This is a genomic window from Shewanella sp. SG44-6, assembly GCF_014164185.1.
In the GTDB taxonomy this organism is placed as follows: domain Bacteria; phylum Pseudomonadota; class Gammaproteobacteria; order Enterobacterales; family Shewanellaceae; genus Shewanella; species Shewanella vesiculosa.
Genome location: NZ_JACJER010000019.1, coordinates 22842 through 45085, shown reverse-complemented (window position 1 = coordinate 45085; position 22244 = coordinate 22842). Strand labels below are relative to the sequence as shown.

The 22244-nt window shown below is 45.2% G+C and carries 8 protein-coding genes; 7 read left to right on the top strand and 1 reads right to left on the bottom strand.

Annotated elements, in window-relative coordinates:
- Positions 1-90: 90 nt before the first annotated feature.
- From H5185_RS05550 to H5185_RS05525, 6 genes are read left to right on the top strand one after another with little or no spacing between them, the layout of a single operon-like run.
- A complete protein-coding gene (locus tag H5185_RS05550) occupies positions 91-972 on the top strand; it encodes a helix-turn-helix domain-containing protein (protein ID WP_182741565.1) in 882 nt (293 codons plus the stop codon).
- A complete protein-coding gene (locus H5185_RS05545; protein WP_182741564.1) occupies positions 956-8791 on the top strand; it encodes a type I polyketide synthase in 7836 nt (2611 codons plus the stop codon). The genes H5185_RS05550 and H5185_RS05545 overlap by 17 nt, the downstream gene beginning before the upstream one ends.
- On the top strand, positions 8788-10974 hold the full coding sequence (locus tag H5185_RS05540; RefSeq protein ID WP_182741563.1) for a PfaB family protein: 2187 nt from the start codon (positions 8788-8790) through the stop codon (positions 10972-10974). The genes H5185_RS05545 and H5185_RS05540 overlap by 4 nt, the downstream gene beginning before the upstream one ends.
- On the top strand, positions 10971-16880 hold the full coding sequence (locus tag H5185_RS05535; protein ID WP_220494414.1) for a beta-ketoacyl synthase N-terminal-like domain-containing protein: 5910 nt from the start codon (positions 10971-10973) through the stop codon (positions 16878-16880). The genes H5185_RS05540 and H5185_RS05535 overlap by 4 nt, the downstream gene beginning before the upstream one ends.
- Positions 16881-16900: 20 nt before the next feature.
- Positions 16901-18529, top strand: a complete 1629-nt coding sequence (gene pfaD, locus H5185_RS05530; RefSeq protein ID WP_182741562.1) for an eicosapentaenoate synthase subunit PfaD — start codon at positions 16901-16903, stop codon at positions 18527-18529.
- Positions 18530-18584: 55 nt separating this feature from the next.
- On the top strand, positions 18585-18842 hold the full coding sequence (locus H5185_RS05525; RefSeq protein ID WP_124016955.1) for a hypothetical protein: 258 nt from the start codon (positions 18585-18587) through the stop codon (positions 18840-18842).
- Between the two features lie 149 nt (positions 18843-18991).
- On the opposite strand, the gene H5185_RS05520 is transcribed toward H5185_RS05525, so the two are convergent.
- Positions 18992-19684, bottom strand: a complete 693-nt coding sequence (locus tag H5185_RS05520) for a fumarylacetoacetate hydrolase family protein (RefSeq protein WP_182741561.1) — start codon at positions 19682-19684, stop codon at positions 18992-18994.
- Positions 19685-20084: 400 nt separating this feature from the next.
- Here H5185_RS05520 and H5185_RS05515 point away from each other — a divergent pair, with 400 nt between their 5' ends.
- Positions 20085-22121 carry a methyl-accepting chemotaxis protein gene (locus H5185_RS05515; protein ID WP_259396171.1) on the top strand — a complete coding sequence of 679 codons (2037 nt, stop codon included), beginning with the start codon at positions 20085-20087 and terminating at the stop codon, positions 22119-22121.
- Positions 22122-22244: the final 123 nt, after the last annotated feature.

Here is a 22244-nt window from a genome sequence, read left to right as displayed (position 1 = left end):
TTTTTTAGCTTATTTAAGTATGAATTAAGTAAGTATGGGTAAGTTTAAATGCGCTAAAGTCCCAATAGATTATTTGGAATACCGGTCTAGATGACAAAAAAGATAACCACACATTTAGCACCTGAACTATTGAAGAGTAAGCCTCGTCCAAAATCGGTTTATCACCGTAATGCGACTACGACGCCGGAAATGCGTCAATTTATTCAGCAATCCGATTATAGTGTCAGTCAATTATCCAAAATCCTCAATATTAGCGAAGCCACCGTTCGTAAGTGGCGTAAACGTGAATCCATCGATAACACGCCAAATACCCCGCACAAACTCAACACAACACTCTCTCCGATGGAAGAGTACGTGATGCTGGGCTTGCGTTATCAATTAAAAATGCCTTTAGACAGGTTATTAAAAGTTACCCAAGAATTTATCAACCCTAATGTATCCCGGTCTGGCCTAGCTCGCTGTTTAAAGCGCTTTGGAGTATCAAAACTCGACGAGTTTGATACTCCTTTTGTGCCAGAAAAATTTTTCAATCAGCTGCCTATCACTCAGGGAGCCGATATTCAAACCTATACCGTTAACCCGCAAACCTTAGCCGACACTTTAGCCCTGCCAAGTCCAGATCCGGACAACGTCGTGCAAGTGGTGTCGTTAAGTATTCCGCCTCAATTAACAAAGCAGCAAGCCTATTCTGTTTTGCTTGGCGTTGATTTTAAGTCTGACTGGGTTTACCTCGATATTTATCAAGACAGCCATACCCAAGCGAGTAATCGCTATATAACCCATGTCTTAAAGCACGGGCCATTTCATTTACGTAAGTTATTGGTTCGCAACTATCACACTTTTCTTGCTCGTTTTCCTGGAGCAAGTCAACCAGCCGCAGTATCTACTAGCACCATTGATGCAGCTGGATCCCAACACCAGATAACTGAACCTCAGTTATCAAACGGAGACTCATATGAGCCAATCCAGTAATAAAGATAAGCGTTTAAACAAACGCTTAAAAGATATGCCAGTCGCTATTGTCGGCATGGCGAGTATTTTTGCTAACTCACGTTACCTAAACAAGTTTTGGGATTTAATCAGCGAAAAAATTGATGCCATTATCGACGTTCCAGAAACCCATTGGAACGCTGAAGATTACTACAATGCCGATAAATCAATGGCCGATAAAACCTACTGTAAACGCGGTGGTTTTTTACCCGAAGTCGATTTCAATCCAATGGAATTTGGCTTGCCACCGAATATCCTCGAACTGACAGACACCTCACAACTCTTATCTTTAGTGGTCGCCAAAGAAGTGCTGGCCGATGCAGGTATTGATGCGCAGTACGATACCGATCGCATCGGTATTACATTAGGCGTCGGCGGTGGTCAAAAAATCAATCACAGTCTCAGCGGTCGTTTACAGTACCCTATACTCAAAAAAGTATTTAAAAATAGTGGTCTAAGCGACGCAGACACTGAGATGTTGATCAAAAAGTTTCAAGATCAATATATCCACTGGGAAGAAAACTCATTTCCAGGCTCACTTGGTAACGTGATTGCTGGGCGTATTGCTAATCGCTTTGATTTAGGCGGCATGAATTGCGTGGTTGACGCAGCATGTGCAGGTTCTTTAGCGGCGATGCGCATGGCGATAACCGAATTAGTTGAAGGCCGCAGTGACATGATGATCACCGGTGGTGTGTGTACCGATAACTCGCCATCTATGTACATGAGCTTTTCAAAAACACCGGCATTTACCACTAATGACACCATTCAACCTTTCGATATCGATTCTAAAGGCATGATGATAGGTGAAGGCATTGGCATGATGGCGCTTAAACGTCTTGACGATGCTGAGCGCGATGGTGACCGAATTTATGCTGTTATTAAAGGGATTGGCTCATCATCTGATGGCAAGTTTAAAAGTATTTATGCCCCGCGCCCAGAAGGCCAGGCTAAAGCATTAAGACGCGCTTATGATGATGCGGGTTTTGCACCGCACACGGTTGGCTTAATTGAAGCCCATGGAACAGGCACTGCCGCTGGCGATGTGGCAGAGTTCAATGGTCTAAAATCGGTGTTTACCGAAGATAATGATACCCAACAGCACATTGCTCTTGGATCAGTAAAATCACAAGTCGGCCACACTAAATCGACCGCTGGAACCGCTGGGGTCATTAAAGTTGCTTTGGCTTTGCATCATAAAGTGTTGCCACCGACCATTAACGTCAGTAAGCCCAATCCTAAATTAAACATTCAGGACTCGCCGTTTTATTTAAACACCGAAACCCGTCCATGGTTACCTCGTACAGACAATACGCCGCGCCGCGCGGGTATTAGTGCCTTTGGTTTTGGTGGCACCAACTTCCACATTGTGTTGGAAGAATACCGCCAAGAACATGTTCGAGGCGATAAATATCGTCAACGTTCCGTGCCGCAAAGTCTACTAATCCATGCTGAAAATAAAGCTGCATTACAGGCTCAATTAACAGCCCTGCAAACTGAAGTTAAGGCTGTTGATACCACACAGCAAAATCGTCAAGAAATTGTGTTGGCTGATTTTGGTAAACGTTTTGCCTTAACGACCATAGCCCCCAAAGCCGCGCGCATAGGCTTAGTGGTGGCATCATTAGCTGACTTAACCATTCAGCTGACTCAAGCGCTGGCGCAATTGAGTTCGAATACTGCCGACAGCTGGCAATTGCCTTCTGGCACCAGTTATCGCTCAGCAGCATTAATTCATCCTGAATCGGCAAGCCATAAAGTGGCGGCATTATTTGCCGGACAAGGGGCGCAGTATCTGAACATGGGCGTCGATTTAGCCTGTTTTTATCCAGAAATGCGTCAACAATTGATGCAAGCAGATAAGGTATTTGCGCAACATAAACAAATGCCACTATCGCAAATAATGTACCCTACCCCGGCTTTTGAAGCCGAAGATATTGCCGCACAACACGCAGCATTAACCAATACTGCCAATGCCCAAAGTGCTATTGGTGCAGTGAGCATGGGCCAATATGCATTATTGACTCAAGCAGGTTTTAAAGCAGATATGGTGGCCGGTCATAGTTTTGGTGAACTGTCAGCATTATGTGCTGCGGGGGTCATTAGCCAAGCTGATTACTATCAATTGGCCTTTGCTCGTGGCCAAGCAATGGCGGCAACGCCTAAAGATCAAGATGCTGGCGTGATGTACGCCATTATTGTCCCCGCTCAAGCTGCTGACCAAGGTGTTGAAAAGCTTGAACAGTGCATTAGTGCTTTTGAGGGCGTCAAAGTGGCTAATTACAATGCACCAACCCAACTGGTTATTGCAGGTCCAACAGCATCATGTACCTTAGCGGCACAAGCAATCACCGCTGAACTTGGTTTTAAAGCAATCGCCCTGCCGGTTTCTGGCGCATTCCACACGCCATTAGTGGCCCATGCGCAACAACCCTTTGCTGCGGCCATCGATAAGGTTAAATTTGCTAAGCCAAAACTAAGCCTTTATGCCAATGGCACAGGTAAAGCACATCCAAATGATCCTAAAGCAATCAAGGCAGCATTTACTGATCATATGCTGCAGTCAGTTCGTTTTAGCGAGCAATTAACCGCTATGTATGACGCTGGCGCACGAGTATTTGTTGAGTTTGGTCCTAAAAACATCCTCCATAAATTGGTTGAGGCGACCTTAGGTAACAAAGCCGAATCAGTCAGCATAGTGAGCTTGAACCCAAATCCTAAAGGCAATAGCGACACTCAACTGCGTCAAGCAGCGTGTCAGCTTGCGGTATTAGGGCTGGCATTAACCGAGGTTGATCCTTATCAAGCGCCCATCGCTGAACTTGCAAAAGTGTCACCGATGAACGTCAAGTTAACTGCGAGTAATTATATTAGCGCCACCACCCAAGCCAAAATGAACAAGTCGCTGCAAACTGGCACAGTTACCAGCAAAACAGTAGAAGTACCGGTCGAGAAAATTGTGGAAAAAATTGTGGAAAAAGAAGTGATTAAAACTGAATACATTGAAGTGCCTGCAACATCAGCACAAGCGCCAGCCTCTGCGGTTGCCGCACCTTTGGCGGCAACGACGGCTGTAGCGGCTAAACCAGTTAGCGCAAATGTGCCTGCGTCGGCCGATAGTATCGGTGCATTTTTTGCTGCACAGCAACAAACGGCGCAATTACATCAGCAATTTCTAGCCATACCACAGCAATATGGCGACACGTTTGCTCATTTGATGACAGCGCAAGCACAAATGGCATCATCGGGATTAGCCATTCCTGAAAGCTTGCAACGTTCTATGGAGCTGTTCCACCAGCATCAAGCACAAACATTGCAAAGTCACAGTCAATTTTTAACGCTGCAAGCGCAAGCAAGTCAAGCTGCATTAGCCATGTTACAAGGGCAAACACCAATGCCAGCAGCGACGTCAGCACCAGTAGCTGCCGCATCGATGCAGCCTGCATTTGTGCCCCAAAGCCAAGTTGCTCAGGCCACGACGACGCCTTCGACTGTGGTAGCTCCTGTTGCTACTCAAGTTCAACCAGCTCAAGCGGTTCAATCTCAACAGACTGCCAGTAAACCAGTCCAGGCTCCTGTAGCTCAGCAAGTGAGTTCGCTTGCAGTTTCAGCCCCAACAGCAGGACTATCGCAGCAACAAGTGTTAGACACTATGCTCAATGTGGTCGCAGATAAAACCGGTTACCCAACTGAAATGCTTGAACTTGGCATGGACATGGAAGCCGATTTAGGTATCGACTCTATCAAACGCGTCGAAATTCTCGGCACAGTACAAGATGAGCTGCCAGGCTTACCTGAGCTGAGCCCAGAAGATTTAGCCGAGTGTCGCACCTTAGGTGAAATCGTTAGCTACATGCAAACTAAATTACCTGCTGCTAATGCAGTTAGTGTTGCGTCTGCTGCACCAGTTGCGGCAAACACTGCAACTGCATCAACTGGCTTAACAGCTGAAAACGTCCAACGCACCATGCTCGCTGTGGTTGCCGATAAAACCGGTTACCCTACTGAAATGCTCGAACTTGGCATGGACATGGAAGCCGATTTAGGTATCGACTCTATCAAACGCGTCGAAATTCTCGGCACAGTACAAGATGAGCTACCAGGCTTACCTGAATTAAGCCCAGAAGATTTAGCCGAGTGTCGCACCTTGGGCGAAATCGTTAGCTACATGCAAACTAAATTACCTGCAACCTCTGCGTTGCCAACAGTTGCGGCTGCAACGGTTAACTCAACGGGCTTAAGCGCAGAAAGCGTCCAGCGCACCATGCTCGCCGTAGTTGCCGATAAAACTGGCTACCCTACTGAAATGCTTGAACTTGGCATGGACATGGAAGCTGACCTCGGTATCGACTCCATCAAACGCGTCGAAATTTTAGGCACAGTGCAAGATGAGCTGCCAGGTTTACCTGAACTCAGCCCAGAAGATTTAGCTGAGTGTCGCACTTTGGGCGAAATCGTCAGCTACATGCAAACCAAACTGCCTGCAGCCATTACAGTGGCACCAGTAGCAACCGTCTCTTCATCTTCATCTACAGCACCAACAACGGGCTTAAGTGCTGATACGGTATTAAGCACTATGATGTCAGTCGTCGCCGACAAAACCGGTTACCCTGCTGAAATGCTTGAACTGAGCATGGACATGGAAGCCGATTTAGGTATCGACTCAATCAAACGTGTTGAAATTCTAGGTACAGTGCAAGATGAGCTGCCAGGCTTACCTGAACTCAGCCCAGAAGATTTAGCTGAGTGTCGCACTTTGGGCGAAATCGTCAGCTATATGCAAACCAAACTGCCTGCAGCCATTACCGTGGCACCAGTAGCAACCGTCTCTTCATCTACAGCACCGACAACGGGCTTGAGTGCTGATACAGTATTAAGCACCATGATGTCAGTTGTCGCCGACAAAACCGGTTACCCAGCTGAAATGCTTGAACTGAGCATGGACATGGAAGCGGATTTAGGTATCGACTCAATCAAACGGGTCGAGATTTTAGGCACAGTACAAGATGAGTTGCCTGGCTTACCTGAGCTTAACCCAGAAGATTTAGCCGAATGTCGCACCTTAGGTGAAATCGTCAGCTACATGCAAACCAAATTGCCTGCAGCGACCTCAACCGCGATTGCGGCTGTCGCCCCAGCATCAACGGCAAATAAGGTTGAGGTTAACACCGCAGCATTACCGCCACACAGCGAGGTAGCGCTAAAAAAGTTACCCGCGGCGGATAAACTCGTAGATTGTTATTCAGCGAAAAACTGTATTGTCATCACAGATGATGGCCATAACGCCGGTTTACTCGCTGAAAAACTCACTGCAAAGGGATTAACCGTCGCCGTTATTCGTAACCCACAAACCATCAGCGTAGCGCATTCACCATTAAGCAGTGATATTAAAAGCTACACCTTGAGCAGCATTGATGATGCGAACATTGCTCAGGTGATTGCCGATATTAAAGCCGACTTGGGCGCTGAACATGCCATTGCAGGTTTTGTTCATTTACAGCCGCAAACGCTAGTAAATAATCACCCATTAATGTCGTGTACTCTTGCTGCAAAAGCCGCTGTCGACAACGCGTTCTTATGGGCTAAGCATCTTCACCCAGAATTTGCTAAACCAACGTCTTCGCGTCTGTGCTACTTTACCGTGAGTCGTTTAGACGGCGGGTTTGGCTACTTAGATAATGACCAATTAGCCACAGCGGAACTGAATCAAGCGGCCTTGTCTGGGCTGAGCAAAACCTTAAGCCATGAGTGGCCACAAGTATTTTGCCGCGCCTTAGACATTAGCAATAATATTGATGCTACAAGCTTTGCCGATGCCATCGTTGCTGAGTTGTTTGATATCGATGGTGCCAATGCAAGCGGAGATCGCATTAATGAAGTGGGGATTAGTCAGCAAGGTAGAGTAACCTTAGTCGCCGCCAATGCCAGTGAGCAGTTTGCACCAGCAACGCTTGATGGTAATGACACTATTTTGGTCACCGGCGGCGCAAAAGGGGTAACGTTTGAATGCGCCCTCACCTTAGCCAAACAATGCCAATCGCATTTTGTGTTAGCAGGTCGTAGCCAATATTTTGGCAGCGACTTACCGGCTTGGGCACAAGGCAAGCAAGCCGCTGAGTTAAAAGCCGCGGCCATTGCTTATATTCAATCGCAAGGCAATAAACCCACGCCAAAACAAATTGATGCATTAGTGTGGCCAATTAGCAGCAGCCTAGAAATCGATGCTGCGTTAGCCGCTTTCAGTAAGGTCGGCGCCAGCGCGCAATATGTCTCAATGGATGTCAGCGACGCCACAGCGGTAGCCGCCAGCCTTAACAGCCTGACGAATGCTAAGGGCGACTCGTTAACCATTAATGGCGTTATTCACGGCGCCGGGGTGTTAGCCGACAAGCATATTCAAGACAAAACCTTGGATGAACTTAACCGCGTTTATCACACTAAAGTGACCGGGCTTGCAAGTATAATTAATGCACTCGACCCACAACAGATCAAGCTGATTGCCTTGTTTTCATCGGCTGCTGGTTTCTACGGAAATACCGGACAAAGCGATTATGCTATGTCGAATGAAATCCTCAATAAAACCGCCCTTAAACTGGCACACACCTTAGCGCATGCTAAAGTAATGAGTTTTAACTGGGGCCCTTGGGATGGCGGAATGGTCAGTTCGGCATTAAAGAAAATGTTTGTTGATCGCGGTGTTTACGTGATTCCATTACAAGCAGGTGCCGAGTTATTTGCCCACAGTTTATTAAGTCAGCAAGGCGCACAATTGCTTATTGGCTCTGATATGCAAGGTTCATCAGAACAGGGTAATGCTGTAAAAAAGCTTAATGCGGACGCTTTGCTTATCGCCAAGGGTTCGCTGACGTTTGCAGCTAAGACACAGTTCTCTGATCTTATCAGTATGACGGTGACTCGAGTCTTAACCCCGGCTGAAATGCCTTTTGTTAGCGATCATTGTATTGCTGGTAATCCGGTATTGCCGACAGTATGTGCCATGCAATGGATGCGTGATGCAGCACAAACCTTATGTCATGTGCCTGTCAGTATTGCTGAATATAAATTGCTTAAAGGGGTTATTTTTGACACCAATGAGCCACATTTGCTGCAACTGGAACTAACGCAAACTGTCGCTGGGATCAACGCGCTGATCTCATCTCGTTTGTTAAATGAGCCAAGTGCAGCGATGAAACCGCAATATCAAGCAACATTAGTGATCAATAGCGCCGTCTTGACTGATGATATTGCCAAGCCCGTGATTGATACAGCGAGCCTGACAAAGTGGTCGCATATAGCGCCATTGAGCTCAGGGGTTGAACTGTATCAAAACGGAACCTTGTTTCATGGCCCGCGTTTGCAAGGCATTAAGCAAGTCTTGGCATTTGATGATGCTCAGCTCTTGTGCCAAGTGCAATTACCGCAGATTAATACCGCTGACTGTCAACATTTTATCCCGTCATCGGCATTAGGTGGCAGCCAAGTTTTCGCGGAAGATTTACTGCTACAAGCCATGCTGGTATGGGCCAGACTTAAATACGGTGCAGCAAGCTTACCGTCATCTACGGCTGAATGCGTTACCGCTTGGCCATTTGCCAGTGGTGATAAAGGCTATATTCAACTGGATGTTGTTAAACACAGCGGCAGAATGTTAATCGCTAACGTGAGTTTATACCATCAAGATGGTCGCTTGAGTTGCCAAATGCTCAACGCTAAAGTGACTATCAGTAAAAGTTTGAATGGGGCCTTTATTCCACATCAAGCGGCTACTGGTGTGTCTCACCACAGCAAGGAAACAGTGTGACGGTATTAAGCAACATGGCGCTAAACACGATGAGTGAGCGTATTGCAAAGCAACAAACTAAGCCTATGCGATTAGCTTTGTTGCTTTGCAAGCCTAATATTGCCTCGATTAATGAACACCTGATCACTGTCGACACTCATAGTGTCGACGGCTTTGCGTTGGCGTTATTGCACGCTTGCGAACACCTATCGTCCACCAGCAATGATATGGTCAACATTAGCGATCGATTGTGGATTATGTCTGGGTTAATTGCGGCTAAAAACGGTATTCATGCGCATGCTTATATCAATGGTATTGCGCTGAGTAACAACCAAACTGAAGCGGTAACACTTGCCCTTAAGCATGCAAAACGTCTGCATGCTCAGCCACAGATAGTCGCGCTAGATGGCTGTTATAATTTTAGTGCAAGTTCTGATGGCAATGCCACTAATGATGCAGTGACGGATCTAGCTAATGATTCTAGATCTGAGTCAGCTCCTCATGCAAGTGCGCCCCATACGAATGAGACGGCACAAACAGCACTGACGGCAATGGCCAACCTAGTCGAGTCTATCGCGAGTCGCTGTATACCAGCCCAAGACAAGGCTAACGGTCAATATTGGTTTAGCGCATTTCACCAAAGCCGAGTCGCAGCTTTATGTTATCCAACCGCATCAGGTATTCAGGCAATCATCCTTACCCAAGGTCGTGCACTTATCGCCGCCAAGCCGTTAATCAGTACTCAACGTTTATGGCTGCCGCTTAGCGCCGCTTCATTGGCGCAATTGCACACTAAGCTGATGGGCCTTTCTTCGCAGTTACACTCAGCCATTAACGACATAAGCTTACTCGAGCTTATCAAAACCAGTTTGTCAGATTATCAAACAGATGCACCGCTAGCCCTAGTCTTAATGGCAGCCGATCGCCGCGCATTAGTACAAGAAGTCAGCGCGATGATGACCATAATCGCCACTCATCAGCAGCATGATGTGAATAGTCATACGCCGATAGAATATAAAACGCCTGCGGGCAGTTGCTTATATTCAGCGCCGCTGGGTCATAATGGCTTGAGCTTTGTTTATCCTGGCGTTGGTACAGTGTACCCAAACATGCTTAGTCAAATAGGGCTGGTTTTCCCAGATTTGTATGCTGAACTTGAAAACCAAGGTGACATGCAATCGATGTTACAAACGGATTTTATCTATGCGGCAGATAAAAATAGTGCCGCACAGATGAGCCTGAGCCAATTAGCCATTGCCGGTGTTGGCGCCAGTTATCTGTTAACCAAGCTGTTGCAGCAAGAATTTGCCGTTGAGCCTCGTTTTGCTTTGGGTTACTCCATGGGTGAAGCGGCCATGTGGGCGAGTTTAAACGTATGGCAAACACCGCATAGCATGATTGCAGCCACGCAAAACAGCAGTATTTTTACCCAAGATATTTCTGGTGAGCTCCGCTGTGTTCGCCAACAATGGCAATTAGCCGATGACGAAAACATTGTATGGAATAGCTTCGTTACTCGAGCCAGCATTGACGAACTCGCGCCCCATTTAGCCAATTACCCTCGGGCTTATATTGCTATTATTCAGGGTGATACCTGTGTTGTTGCCGGCTGTGAAAACAGTTGTAAAGCCTTACTAAAACAAGCTGGTAAACGCGGCATTGCCGCTAATCGCGTCACCGCAATGCACACGCCTGCGGCATTGAACATCAGCGAATCAGTAAGGCAATTTTATCAACAACCATTAGTAGAAAACTTACCAAGCCAATTGCAGTTTATCTCCGCAGCAGAGACTCAGCCTGTTGTATTAACCTCACAAGCCATTGCAAAATCGATTGCCGATACTTTTTGTCATCAGCTCAATTTTACTCAGTTAATTCTTAATGCTCGAGAGCAAGGCTGTCGACTATTTGTTGAAGTAGGTGCCGATCGGCAAACTACCACCCTAATTGACAAAATCAATGCGCAGAGTAGCAATAGCGTCTCAGCGATGGCTATTGCCGTCAATGCTAAAGGTGGCGATGACGTCACCAGTTTACTTAAATGCCTAGGGCAACTAATTGCTCATCGAGTGCCCATGTCATTAAGCCCTTTTATTCGCAGCCTTGACGCTAGCATTAATAAATTATCCCAGCAGGCGGCATTAGCCGACGGCTCATCCCTCATTTGTTATAGTGAAACATCATTAGAAGGAGAACCTCATTGAGTTCTCAAGCTACCCCTAAAATAGCCATTGTCGGTTTAGCCAATCAGTATCCAGACGCGGATACTCCCGCTAAATTTTGGCAAAACTTATTAGACAAAAAAGATTCGCGCAGCCAAATCAGTGCCAGCAAACTCAATGCTTCACCGAGTGACTACTTGGGTGTACAAGGCGAATCGGACCGTTTTTATTGCGATAAAGGCGGCTACATTCAAGACTTTCACTTTAATCCTCAAGGTTATCGCATTGAGCCCAGCGCATTTAATGGCTTAGACGATAGCTTCTTGTGGGCAACCGACACAGCACGTAATGCGTTAACGGATGCTGGTATTGGCCTTGACGATAGCTTGCTTAAACGTACCGGTATTGTGATGGGAACCTTATCATTCCCTACGGCTAAATCTAATGAACTGTTTGTACCTCTGTATCACAGCGCGGTCGAAAAAGCCTTACAGACCAAGCTGCAACAGCCAAACTTTAGCTTACACTGTTTCAATAATAGCCTTAACAATAGTTGTGATCAGCCACAAGCTAATCACGCTGCTACCGCTCAACCGGTTAACTTAGGTAATGGTGCCATTGCCCATAATGCCTCGAAAATTGTTGCCGATGCTTTGGGTTTGGGCGGTACGCAGCTGAGTTTAGATGCAGCCTGTGCTAGCTCGGTTTACGCCTTAAAGCTCGCCTGTGATTACTTGCATACCGGCAAGGCAGATATGATGTTAGCTGGCGCTGTGTCTGGCGCAGATCCATTCTTCATCAATATGGGCTTTTCGATATTTCACGCTTATCCAGACCATGGAATTTCAGCGCCCTTTGATCGTAACAGTAAAGGCTTATTCGCCGGCGAAGGTGCGGGTGTATTAGTGCTTAAACGCCTTGAAGACGCTGAGCGTGATGGCGACCATATCTATGCTTTAGTCAGTGGTATCGGTTTATCAAACGACGGTAAAGGTCAGTTTGTGTTAAGCCCAAATAGCAAAGGCCAAGTACTAGCATTCGAGCGCGCTTATCGCGATGCGGCAGCAATAGACCCAAGTATTACCCCTGCCAGTATTGAAGTGATTGAATGCCATGCCACGGGAACGCCATTAGGCGATAAAGTAGAATTAACCTCAATGGAACGCTTTTTTGAAGATAAACTTCAAGGCAGCGCGACGCCACTGATTGGTTCAGCCAAATCTAATCTAGGCCATTTACTCACCGCTGCAGGCATGCCTGGGATCATGAAAATGATTTTTGCCATGCGCCAAGGCGTGTTGCCACCGAGTATTAATATCAGCTCCCCCATCACCTCCCCTAACGGCTTATTTGGTCAAGCGACTTTGCCAAATGATGTGCTTCCATGGCCCGATAAAGTCGGCAATAAAGCCCGCCATGCTGGCGTATCAGTATTTGGTTTTGGCGGTTGTAACGCCCATTTACTGATTGAGTCCTATCAAGATCAGGCAGGCATAAACCATGCTGACAGTAAACGCTCTCAGCTTAGTCGCAGCAAAATAGTCAGTACAGAAACGCCAATGCACATTACCGGCATGGCAGCCCACTTTGGTCAGTGCAGCAGCATCAATGCGTTGGCTGATAAAATCATCAATAAGCAACCACTGTTTAGCCCATTGCCCAATCAACGCTGGAAAGGCTTAGACAAGCACCCTGAGTTATTGGCTCAATATGGCATACATCAGGTGCCACAAGGGGCGTATATTGATCAGTTCGATTTTGATTTTTTACGTTTCAAAGTGCCGCCTAATGAAGATGATCGCCTCATATCGCAACAACTGTTATTAATCAAAATAGCAGATGAAGCCATTGCCAATGCCAAGCTAACGCCTGGCAGTAAAGTAGCCGTGTTGGTTGCCATGGAAACCGAACTTGAATTACACCAATTTCGCGGTCGAGTTAACTTACATAGCCAAATAGCGCAAAGCCTTAATGCCCAAGGGATCCAGTTATCCAGTGCTGAATATGCCAGCCTTGAAGCAATTGCGATGGACAGTGTTTTAGATGCCGCCAAGCTAAATCAATATACCAGCTTCATTGGTAACATTATGGCGTCACGGATCTCCTCATTATGGGATTTCAATGGCCCGGCATTTACCATTTCAGCTGGTGCACAGTCAGTTAATCGTTGTATCGATGTGGCGCAAAACTTATTTGCTCTTGGCTCGCTACAAGAGCCTTTGGATGCCATCATCATCGCCGCGGTAGATCTTTCCGGCAGCATTGAAAATATGTTATTCAATACTGCCAAGCTTAATGCTAAAGGATTAAGCTCAACCGACTGGAAAGTAGGTGAAGGCGCTGGCGCGATAGTGTTGCAACAAACTAATGCTGCGCATCCTGAGCTTGACAGCTATGCCAGCATAGACAGTATTGATTTTGACTCCTTATCACAACGCCCGGCCAATATTGCAGCAGATCTTATCGAATTAAACCAATCGCCTGAATGCATATTAACAACTCAAGGCCAACAGTTTGTCCAAGGATTAACTGATGCTGCAGCGATCAACTCAGCGCCGTTATTGAGTAAAGCACAAGATATTCTCGGTCACACCTTTGCCGCTTCTGGCATGGCCAGTTTACTGCACGCTTTAGTACAAAGCCGCCATATTGATAAATCGGCCATCAACGCCAGTGTATTCACCAGCAGCGAAACCCAATACTCACAGGTTAATCTGTCTGTTTCGGCGCCGCAGCAACACGCATTACGTACTCGTCTGAGCAATAATTTGACGCAACAATTAGCCACAGGCAATAAGTTAAGCTTAATTAAGCAAGTTAGTTTAGGTGGCCGAGATATCTATCAACATATTATTGATAGCTCACTTGAAGGTCTCGACAGCATTGTGGCTCAATGCGCCAATATCACAACAATGGCCGACAGCAATCTAGATCAATGTGCTGATACCACTTCAGCAACAGCTAAAACCATTGACATGACTAAGTCAAAAACCACCTGTGACAGCAGCCACTTTAGTGTCAATCATAGCGAGCATATCGCCGAGTCTCTTATGTCAGAAAACACCGTTTCAACAGCAGAGCAACCTAAGGTTGCCAGTGTGACAAGCCCGACCATACCGCCAGCACATTTAAGTGCATTTCAGCAAAATCAATGGTTAGCGCAGCAAGCGCACTTAGCCTACTTATCCAGCCGAGATGCGGGGTTAAAAGTCGCCGACAATTTATTACGCTCACAATTAGCCGGTTTCGCCGGCCAGCAAATCTCTTATGTGTCACAGGCTTCACAGCCTGCTGTAAATGTAGATCCTATCGCCTCAGCTGCTGTACCTGTGGAATTAATTCAACCTAATCATGCTTGTGTGCCAGCTTACACCGCGCCGATCCCAGCGAATAAACAGTGTATTTGGAATTATGCTGATTTAGTTGAATATGCCGAAGGCGATATCGCTAAGGTATTTGGCCCAGATTATGCCATCATCGACAGCTATTCTCGTCGAGTAAGATTGCCCACCACAGATTATTTGTTGGTGTCGCGCGTCACTAAACTTGATGCGACCATGAATCAATACAAACCTTGTTCAATGACCACAGAATACGACATCCCAGTCGATGCGCCGTATTTAGTCGATGGTCAAATCCCTTGGGCTGTAGCAGTAGAATCGGGTCAATGTGATTTAATGTTGATCAGTTACTTAGGCATCGATTTTGAAAACAAGGGCGAACGGGTTTATCGTTTATTAGATTGTACTTTGACTTTCTTAGAAGATTTACCTCGTGGCGGTGACACGCTGCGTTACGATATAAAAATCAATAACTTTGCTAGCAATGGCGATACGTTATTATTCTTTTTCTCTTACGAATGCTTCGTAGGCGACAAGATGATCCTCAAAATGGATGGCGGCTGCGCAGGCTTCTTTACCGACCAAGAACTGGCCGATGGTAAAGGGGTTATTCAAACTGAAGATGAAATAAAACGTCGTCAACAAGTGCTCAATAATCCAAACAAACCGACCTTCACGCCATTACTACACTGTAGCCAAACGGCATTTGATTATGGCCAAATTCATCATTTACTGACTGGCGATATTGGCAGCTGTTTTGGCGGCGAACATGTCGCCCACCAGCTACAAAATGGTATGCAAAAATCGCTTTGTTTTGCCTCAGAAAAGTTCTTAATGATTGAGCGTGTTAGTCAATTACAAACTCAAGGTGGTGCTTGGGGCTTAGGCTTACTCGAAGGTCATAAGCACATTGCGCCAGATCATTGGTATTTCCCTTGTCATTTCCAAGGCGACCAAGTGATGGCCGGCTCGCTAATGGCAGAAGGTTGTGGTCAACTATTACAGTTCTTTATGATCCACATTGGCATGCATACTCTCGTCGAGAATGGCCGATTCCAGCCTCTGGAAAACGCCTCACAAAAAGTCCGCTGTCGTGGCCAAGTGTTACCACAAACCGCCGAACTGACTTATCGCATGGAAGTGACTGAAATAGGCATTCATCCTCGCCCTTACGCCAAGGCTAATATTGATATTTTACTTAATGGCAAAGTTGTGGTCGATTTCCAAAACTTAGGCGTGATGATTAAAGAAGAGGCTGAATGCACGCGTTATCCACTTATCTCGTTAAACGCAGCAAACACTAGCCCTGCCGTTGATTCATACGCTAGCAGTAAAGTGATTGCCAGCAAAGCGCCATTAATGGCGCAAGTTCCAGATTTACATGCCCCGAGTAACAAGGGCGTTATTCCGCTAAAACACCTTGAAGCGCCCATCGTAAGTGCTGATTCAAAGTATGCTAATCGCGTGCCTGATACCGTACCATTTACGCCATACCATATGTTCGAATTTGCCACAGGCGATATCGAAAAGTGCTTTGGCCCAGACTTTAGTATTTATCGCGGATTGATCCCGCCACGCACGCCTTGTGGCGATTTACAGTTAACCACGCGCGTGGTTGAAATTAACGGTAAGCGCGGCGAACTGAAAAAGCCATCATCGTGTATCGCAGAGTACGAAGTGCCGGCAGATGCTTGGTACTTTGCAAAAAACAGCCATCAAGCGGTAATGCCTTACTCAGTGCTAATGGAAATTTCACTACAACCTAACGGTTTTATCTCAGGCTATATGGGCACCACTCTTGGCTTCCCCGGGCAAGAGCTGTTTTTCCGTAATTTAGATGGTAGCGGTAAATTATTGCGCCATGTGGATTTACGCGGTAAAACCATAATCAATGACTCAAAGCTATTATCAACCGTCATCGCTGGCAGTAACATTATTCAAAGCTTCACCTTTGAATTAAGTGTTGATAACGAGCCGTTTTACACTGGTAGTGCGGTATTTGGTTACTTCAAAGGTGATGCGCTAAAGAACCAGCTTGGTATTGATAATGGCAGGATCACCCAGCCTTGGCATATCGATAATAATGTCGCGGCAGACATTAGCGTCAACTTACTGGATAAACAGTCGCGAGTATTTAATGCACCAGCGAGCCAACCGCATTATCGCCTTGCGGGCGGCCAGCTTAACTTTATCGATAAAGCCGAAATTGTTAACACTGGTGGCAAATACGGTAAGGGCTATCTTGCTGCGTCACGCACGATTGACCCAAGTGATTGGTTCTTCCAATTTCACTTCCATCAAGATCCGGTTATGCCGGGTTCATTAGGTGTTGAAGCAGTGATCGAGTTGATGCAAACTTACGCCATCTCTACAGACTTAGGTAAAGGTTTCACCAATCCGAAATTTGGTCAAATATTGTCGGATATTAAGTGGAAATATCGCGGTCAAATTAATCCGCTTAACAAACAAATGTCACTTGATGTGCATATCAGTGCAGTAAAAGATGAAGACGGTAAGCGCATCATAATAGGCGATGCAAACCTCAGTAAAGATGGTCTACGCATTTATGAAGTCAAAGACATCGCAATCTGTATTGAAGAAGCTTAGGCCCAAAAGGAATAATAATAATGACAACACAAGTGCACAACGAAAAGCTTTCTCCTTGGCCATGGCAAGTTAGCCAGCAACACGTTAGCTTTGATCAAACTGGGATGAACAAAAAGCTCAAAGATTTATCACAAGCGTGTTATTTGGTTAACGACGCGCAACAAGGCTTAGGCGTGGCGCAACAAGCTCAAGTGGTGACCGACGCAGTTAATGCACCTAACACTTTACCTGTAAGCGCTTTTGGACCTGCACTGGGTACCCAAAGTTTAGGCGACAGTAATTTTCGCCGCGTGCATGGGGTAAAATATGCCTATTATGCTGGCGCGATGGCTAATGGCATTTCCTCGGAAGAATTGGTTATCGCGTTAGGCCAAGCGGGTATTTTATGTTCGTTTGGCGCTGCTGGGTTAATTCCATCTCGAGTTGAACAAGCGATAAACCGCATCCAAGCCGCGCTGCCCAATGGGCCATATGCGTTTAACTTAATCCACAGCCCAAGTGAGCCAGCGCTTGAGCGTGGCAGTGTTGAGCTATTTTTAAAACATAAAGTGCGCACGGTTGAGGCCTCAGCCTTTTTAGGCTTAACCCCGCAAATAGTCTATTACCGCGCAGCAGGCTTAAGCCGCGATGCTCATGGTGATATTCAAATCGACAATAAAGTGATTGCTAAAGTTAGCCGCACCGAAGTCGCGATTAAGTTTATGCAACCAGCACCCGTTAAAATGCTGCAACAACTTGTTGATGATGGCCTCATTAGCGCAGAGCAAATGGAACTGGCACAACTTGTACCAATGGCGGATGATATTACCGCTGAAGCCGACTCTGGTGGCCATACCGACAACCGTCCATTAGTGACGTTACTGCCCACTGTTTTGGCGTTAAAAGATGAAGTGCAAGCGCAATACAAATACAAAACACCTATCCGTGTTGGCGCGGGTGGCGGTGTGGGTACACCCGATGCCGCGCTGGCTACGTTTCATATGGGCGCAGCCTATATTGTCACCGGATCAATTAACCAAGCCTGTGTGGAAGCGGGGGCTAGCGAGCATACGCGCAAATTACTGGCAACGACCGAAATGGCCGATGTGACTATGGCACCCGCTGCTGATATGTTCGAAATGGGGGTCAAGTTACAAGTGGTCAAGCGTGGCACATTATTCCCGATGCGAGCCAACAAGTTGTATGAAATTTACAGCCGTTATGACTCAATAGAAGCGATTCCAAGTGACGAACGCGAAAAACTTGAAAAACAAGTATTCCGCTCAAGCCTAGATGATATTTGGGCTGGTACTGTCGCGCATTTTAATGAGCGCGACCCAAAGCAAATTGAACGTGCTAAAGACAATCCAAAACGTAAAATGGCCTTGATTTTCCGTTGGTATCTTGGCTTATCAAGCCGCTGGTCAAACTCTGGTGAAGTCGGCCGTGAAATGGATTATCAAATTTGGGCAGGCCCAGCATTAGGCGCATTTAACGCTTGGGCTAAAAATAGTTATTTAGATGACTACAGCCAACGTCATGCAGTAGACTTAGCGAAACATTTAATGCATGGCGCAGCTTATTTGGCCCGAGTGAATTTATTGACGGCGCAAGGCGTTAGCCTTCCAGTAGCATTACAGCGTTGGCGCCCAATTGATCAAATAAAATAGCTGTTCAAGTGGATCTCGGTTCATCGCGAGATCAGCTACAAAGATAGGAACTAAGATGAGCGATACCCAAAAACTCGATTTCTCAGCGATTAATGCCCCTACATTGGCGTCATTTAATCAACAAAAGAATCTGATTAAGCGCATGCTTAAAGGTAATAATGCCACTTGCAGTGATTGCAATAAACCGCTAACACTGCAATTGCCGCCTAACACTAAACAGGCCAAACCTGCAGCTAAAGCCCCTGGGATTTATTGTGCTAAAGGTTGCACCGATATCGAGCTAGACATGGAAGCGGTAGCGTTAATGAAATAGTACGCATAAAGCAGTACTCATTGAAAAGACAAATGCGTAAGTACTCGCCAACAAAGACCAATAAAAAATGACCACCTTTAACAAGATGGTCATTTTTTTCGCGCTTTATCTATTTACATGCAGCACTATCGCCATGTCCAGTACTAAGATTATTGAGCAAGCCACTGCTTGAGGATCATTGGCTTACCACAAAGCTGTTCAAGCGAATGAGCACCCGAGAGTGCAGTCTCAAACTGACTAAATGGCACATTAGGCCATAAACTGATCGTAAATTGCGTATCAGCAGTGACAGCTCCCACACCTTTTGGGGTTCCCGTCATAACAATATCACCATCATTTAAAGTCATAAACTCACTAAGCGCATTAAAAATGGCTCGAGGCTGATACATCATTAATTGCTGATGCCCAAGTTGGGTCACGACATTATCAATGGTTAACTGAAAACACCAATTATCCATGCCCGGAGTGATTGGAATAAATTGACTAAACAGGGCTGAGCTATCAAAGGCTTTTGCTCTCTCCCACGGTAAGCCTTGTTTTTTTAATTTACCTTGGAGTTCGCGTTTAGTCATATCTAACCCAAGGCCAACTGCACCAAACTGACCATCTGCCATCATAAAACACAACTCGGTTTCATAATGCAACACTTCGTCCTTATAGCTTAATAAGTTCTCAGTAATCGCTGAATTAGGCTTAAGAAATACCACCATATCATCGGGTACTTCATTGCCTAATTCATCAATATGCTCAGCATAATTTCGCCCAATACATATCACTTTCGACGGCGTAATATTTTTCTGTTGGCCACTGGCTTGTATTAGCGTTACCGATTGTTGACTCACATTAACCTCGAATGGTTTCAAAATAATGATAAAAAATATCGATTTAGCGATATAAACAACTACACTTTTTAGACTTAAAGCAAAATACTATTGGGTGTCTAGTGAACATAAAGATAGCCTATCAATCTTGCTGCTAACTGACGATATAGATGTTGAACAGTAGCCATATAAACTTAACAAGGATATACACATCTTGATTACAAGCTAGGTATTGCTTACTTATAAACAATGAAATACTACTATAAAAACAAAGATATATTTCTATTTTTTGCATAAGTGCATTTACATTTTTTTTACAACGTTCTAGTCTAGAGTCAGTCTTGATCAGACAATAAACAAGCAATAGCACATATAAATATAGTATGAATGACGTCAGGTAAATAACAATAAGAGAGACCAAATGGCCATGTTCGAATTCACTATTAAACAAAAAATAGCGCTAGGTTTTTCCTCAATAGGCTTATTACTGCTTGTTGGAAGTAGTTTTTTTTATGGTTCCCTAAATCAAATTCAAACAGCAAATAATAATATTGAAACCTTAGCCGTCCCGGTACAAAATCAATCGAACGGGTTGCAAATTACCTTATTAAAAATGGCAAAAACAGATAGCCTAGCTTATTCACAAACAGGTAATGACAATATTAATCTCAGCTTTACACAATTTAATCAGTTACAGCAAGAATTCGATAACGTATTAAGCACACTATTAGTTAAAGTCGCCGATCAGCCGACGATGCAACAGGCGTTAACCAAAGCCAAAAATGCTTATGAGCAGTACATTAAGCAATCTCGCACTATGTTCAACGCAAAACTCGAAATAGAGCAAACTCGCGCCACTTTCACCACTTTAAAACAACAGTTCGACGATGCGCGCATCAGCGCCAGTAATAACATGATTGATTTAGAGCTTATCGAAGCACCAGAAAATGAGGCCTCATTATTAGAAGAAGTGGTTGGTGGTGGAGTACGTATCGATGACATGCTATTTACTCTGGGTAATACCATGACAGAACTCGGTCGATTAACCTCTACCGATGCCGTAGACATCCACAAACAAGATGTTGCCATGTTATTAGGTAATATTAGCGTCAATGGCAGCTATTTAACTCAACAAGCTGAACCCTTAGGTGCTACGGCGCTATTTGCAGAATTTAACACTCACTTGCAAGCAATTAAACAATTTACAGATGAGCCTGGTAACTTGTACATCGCGCAACAAAATGTCATCAATAAGCAACTCTTGGCAGAGCAAAGTCACCTGCAAGCCAACACCTTTTTTGATACGACTAATCAGCAGTTAGATCAATTAGTCACACTCGCTAACGAAAGGTTCCACCTATTGCAGATGGTGGCCGTTGATGAAGTGACGACAGCACAAACATTAGCAATTTCAATGGCAGTGATATTTGTATCGATGGCAATATTTATTTATTACTTTACCTCAAAAGCCATGTTGGGCCCTCTACAAGCAATAAACATCGCATTATCGCGAATTGCGGGTGGCGATTTATCGCAACGATTAAGCAAACGAAATAATGATGAATTTGGCGAATTGATAGACAACACTAATAAGTTATCTGATGATTTGACCCAGTTATTACAAGCGATTAATAGTGATGCCCATCAATTAGATGAATCCGCTATTCGCTCACAAGTACAAAGCGAAAAAATATCTCATTCAGCTTCACAACAGATTGATAATATTAGCCAAGCCAAACAGCTTGCCGAACAAATACATCACAGTTCAACTCAGGTTAATCAACAAGCTTCTGAATCAGAGCAATATATCAAATCCGCCTCTGTCCAAGGAGGACAAATAAAAACCATTGCCGATGATAACCGTATCCGTATTGAGACCTTATCAAGTAGCTTGCACGACTCAGTTAAGATCATGACAACGCTTAGTCAGCATAGCAACAATATTGGCGGGATTTTAACAACGATTAGTGCTATTGCAGACCAAACCAATTTACTTGCGTTGAATGCAGCCATTGAAGCAGCCAGAGCGGGTGAGCATGGTCGCGGCTTTGCTGTCGTTGCTGACGAGGTACGTTCATTAGCCTCTAGAACTCAATTATCAACAGCCGAAATTCAAACCATGATAGATGCATTGCAGCAAGAAACCACAAACGCCGTTAAGGCGATCACCCAAGGACAAAACCAAGCCAGTGAATGTGTAGAACAAAGCCAATCTTTACATGATGCGATTGAAAATATAGAAACCGCATTAAATACCATTAGTGGCATGAGCCAAAATATTACTCACGCGGCCAATGAACAGGTTAATTACAGTCAACAAATAGAACAAACAATGACTCAGACTGCAGACTCAGCGCAACAAAATGCCCAAGAATCGGCATCAATGACAGAAAGAAGCCAGCAACTAAACCAATTAGCTCATTCACTGACGACCTCAGTAGAACGCTTTAAACTATAACCATTAAGCGAATAAAAACCTGAGGAAAAGCAAGAGGAACGGTATCAATAACTCAATAAACTATCAGCTAGATCCATTAGCTGATCCACTGACTTCATGCACCAGTACAGTGGAACGTTTTAT

Excerpts from the sequence above, each read along its gene's own strand:
- H5185_RS05515 (WP_259396171.1), top strand. The coding sequence starts at position 20,085 with ATGGCCATGTTCGAATTCACTATTAAACAAAAAATAGCGCTAGGTTTT.
- pfaD (WP_182741562.1), top strand. The coding sequence starts at position 16,901 with ATGACAACACAAGTGCACAACGAAAAGCTTTCTCCTTGGCCATGGCAA.
- H5185_RS05545 (WP_182741564.1), top strand. The coding sequence starts at position 956 with ATGAGCCAATCCAGTAATAAAGATAAGCGTTTAAACAAACGCTTAAAA.
- H5185_RS05525 (WP_124016955.1), top strand. The coding sequence starts at position 18,585 with ATGAGCGATACCCAAAAACTCGATTTCTCAGCGATTAATGCCCCTACA.
- H5185_RS05550 (WP_182741565.1), top strand. The coding sequence starts at position 91 with ATGACAAAAAAGATAACCACACATTTAGCACCTGAACTATTGAAGAGT.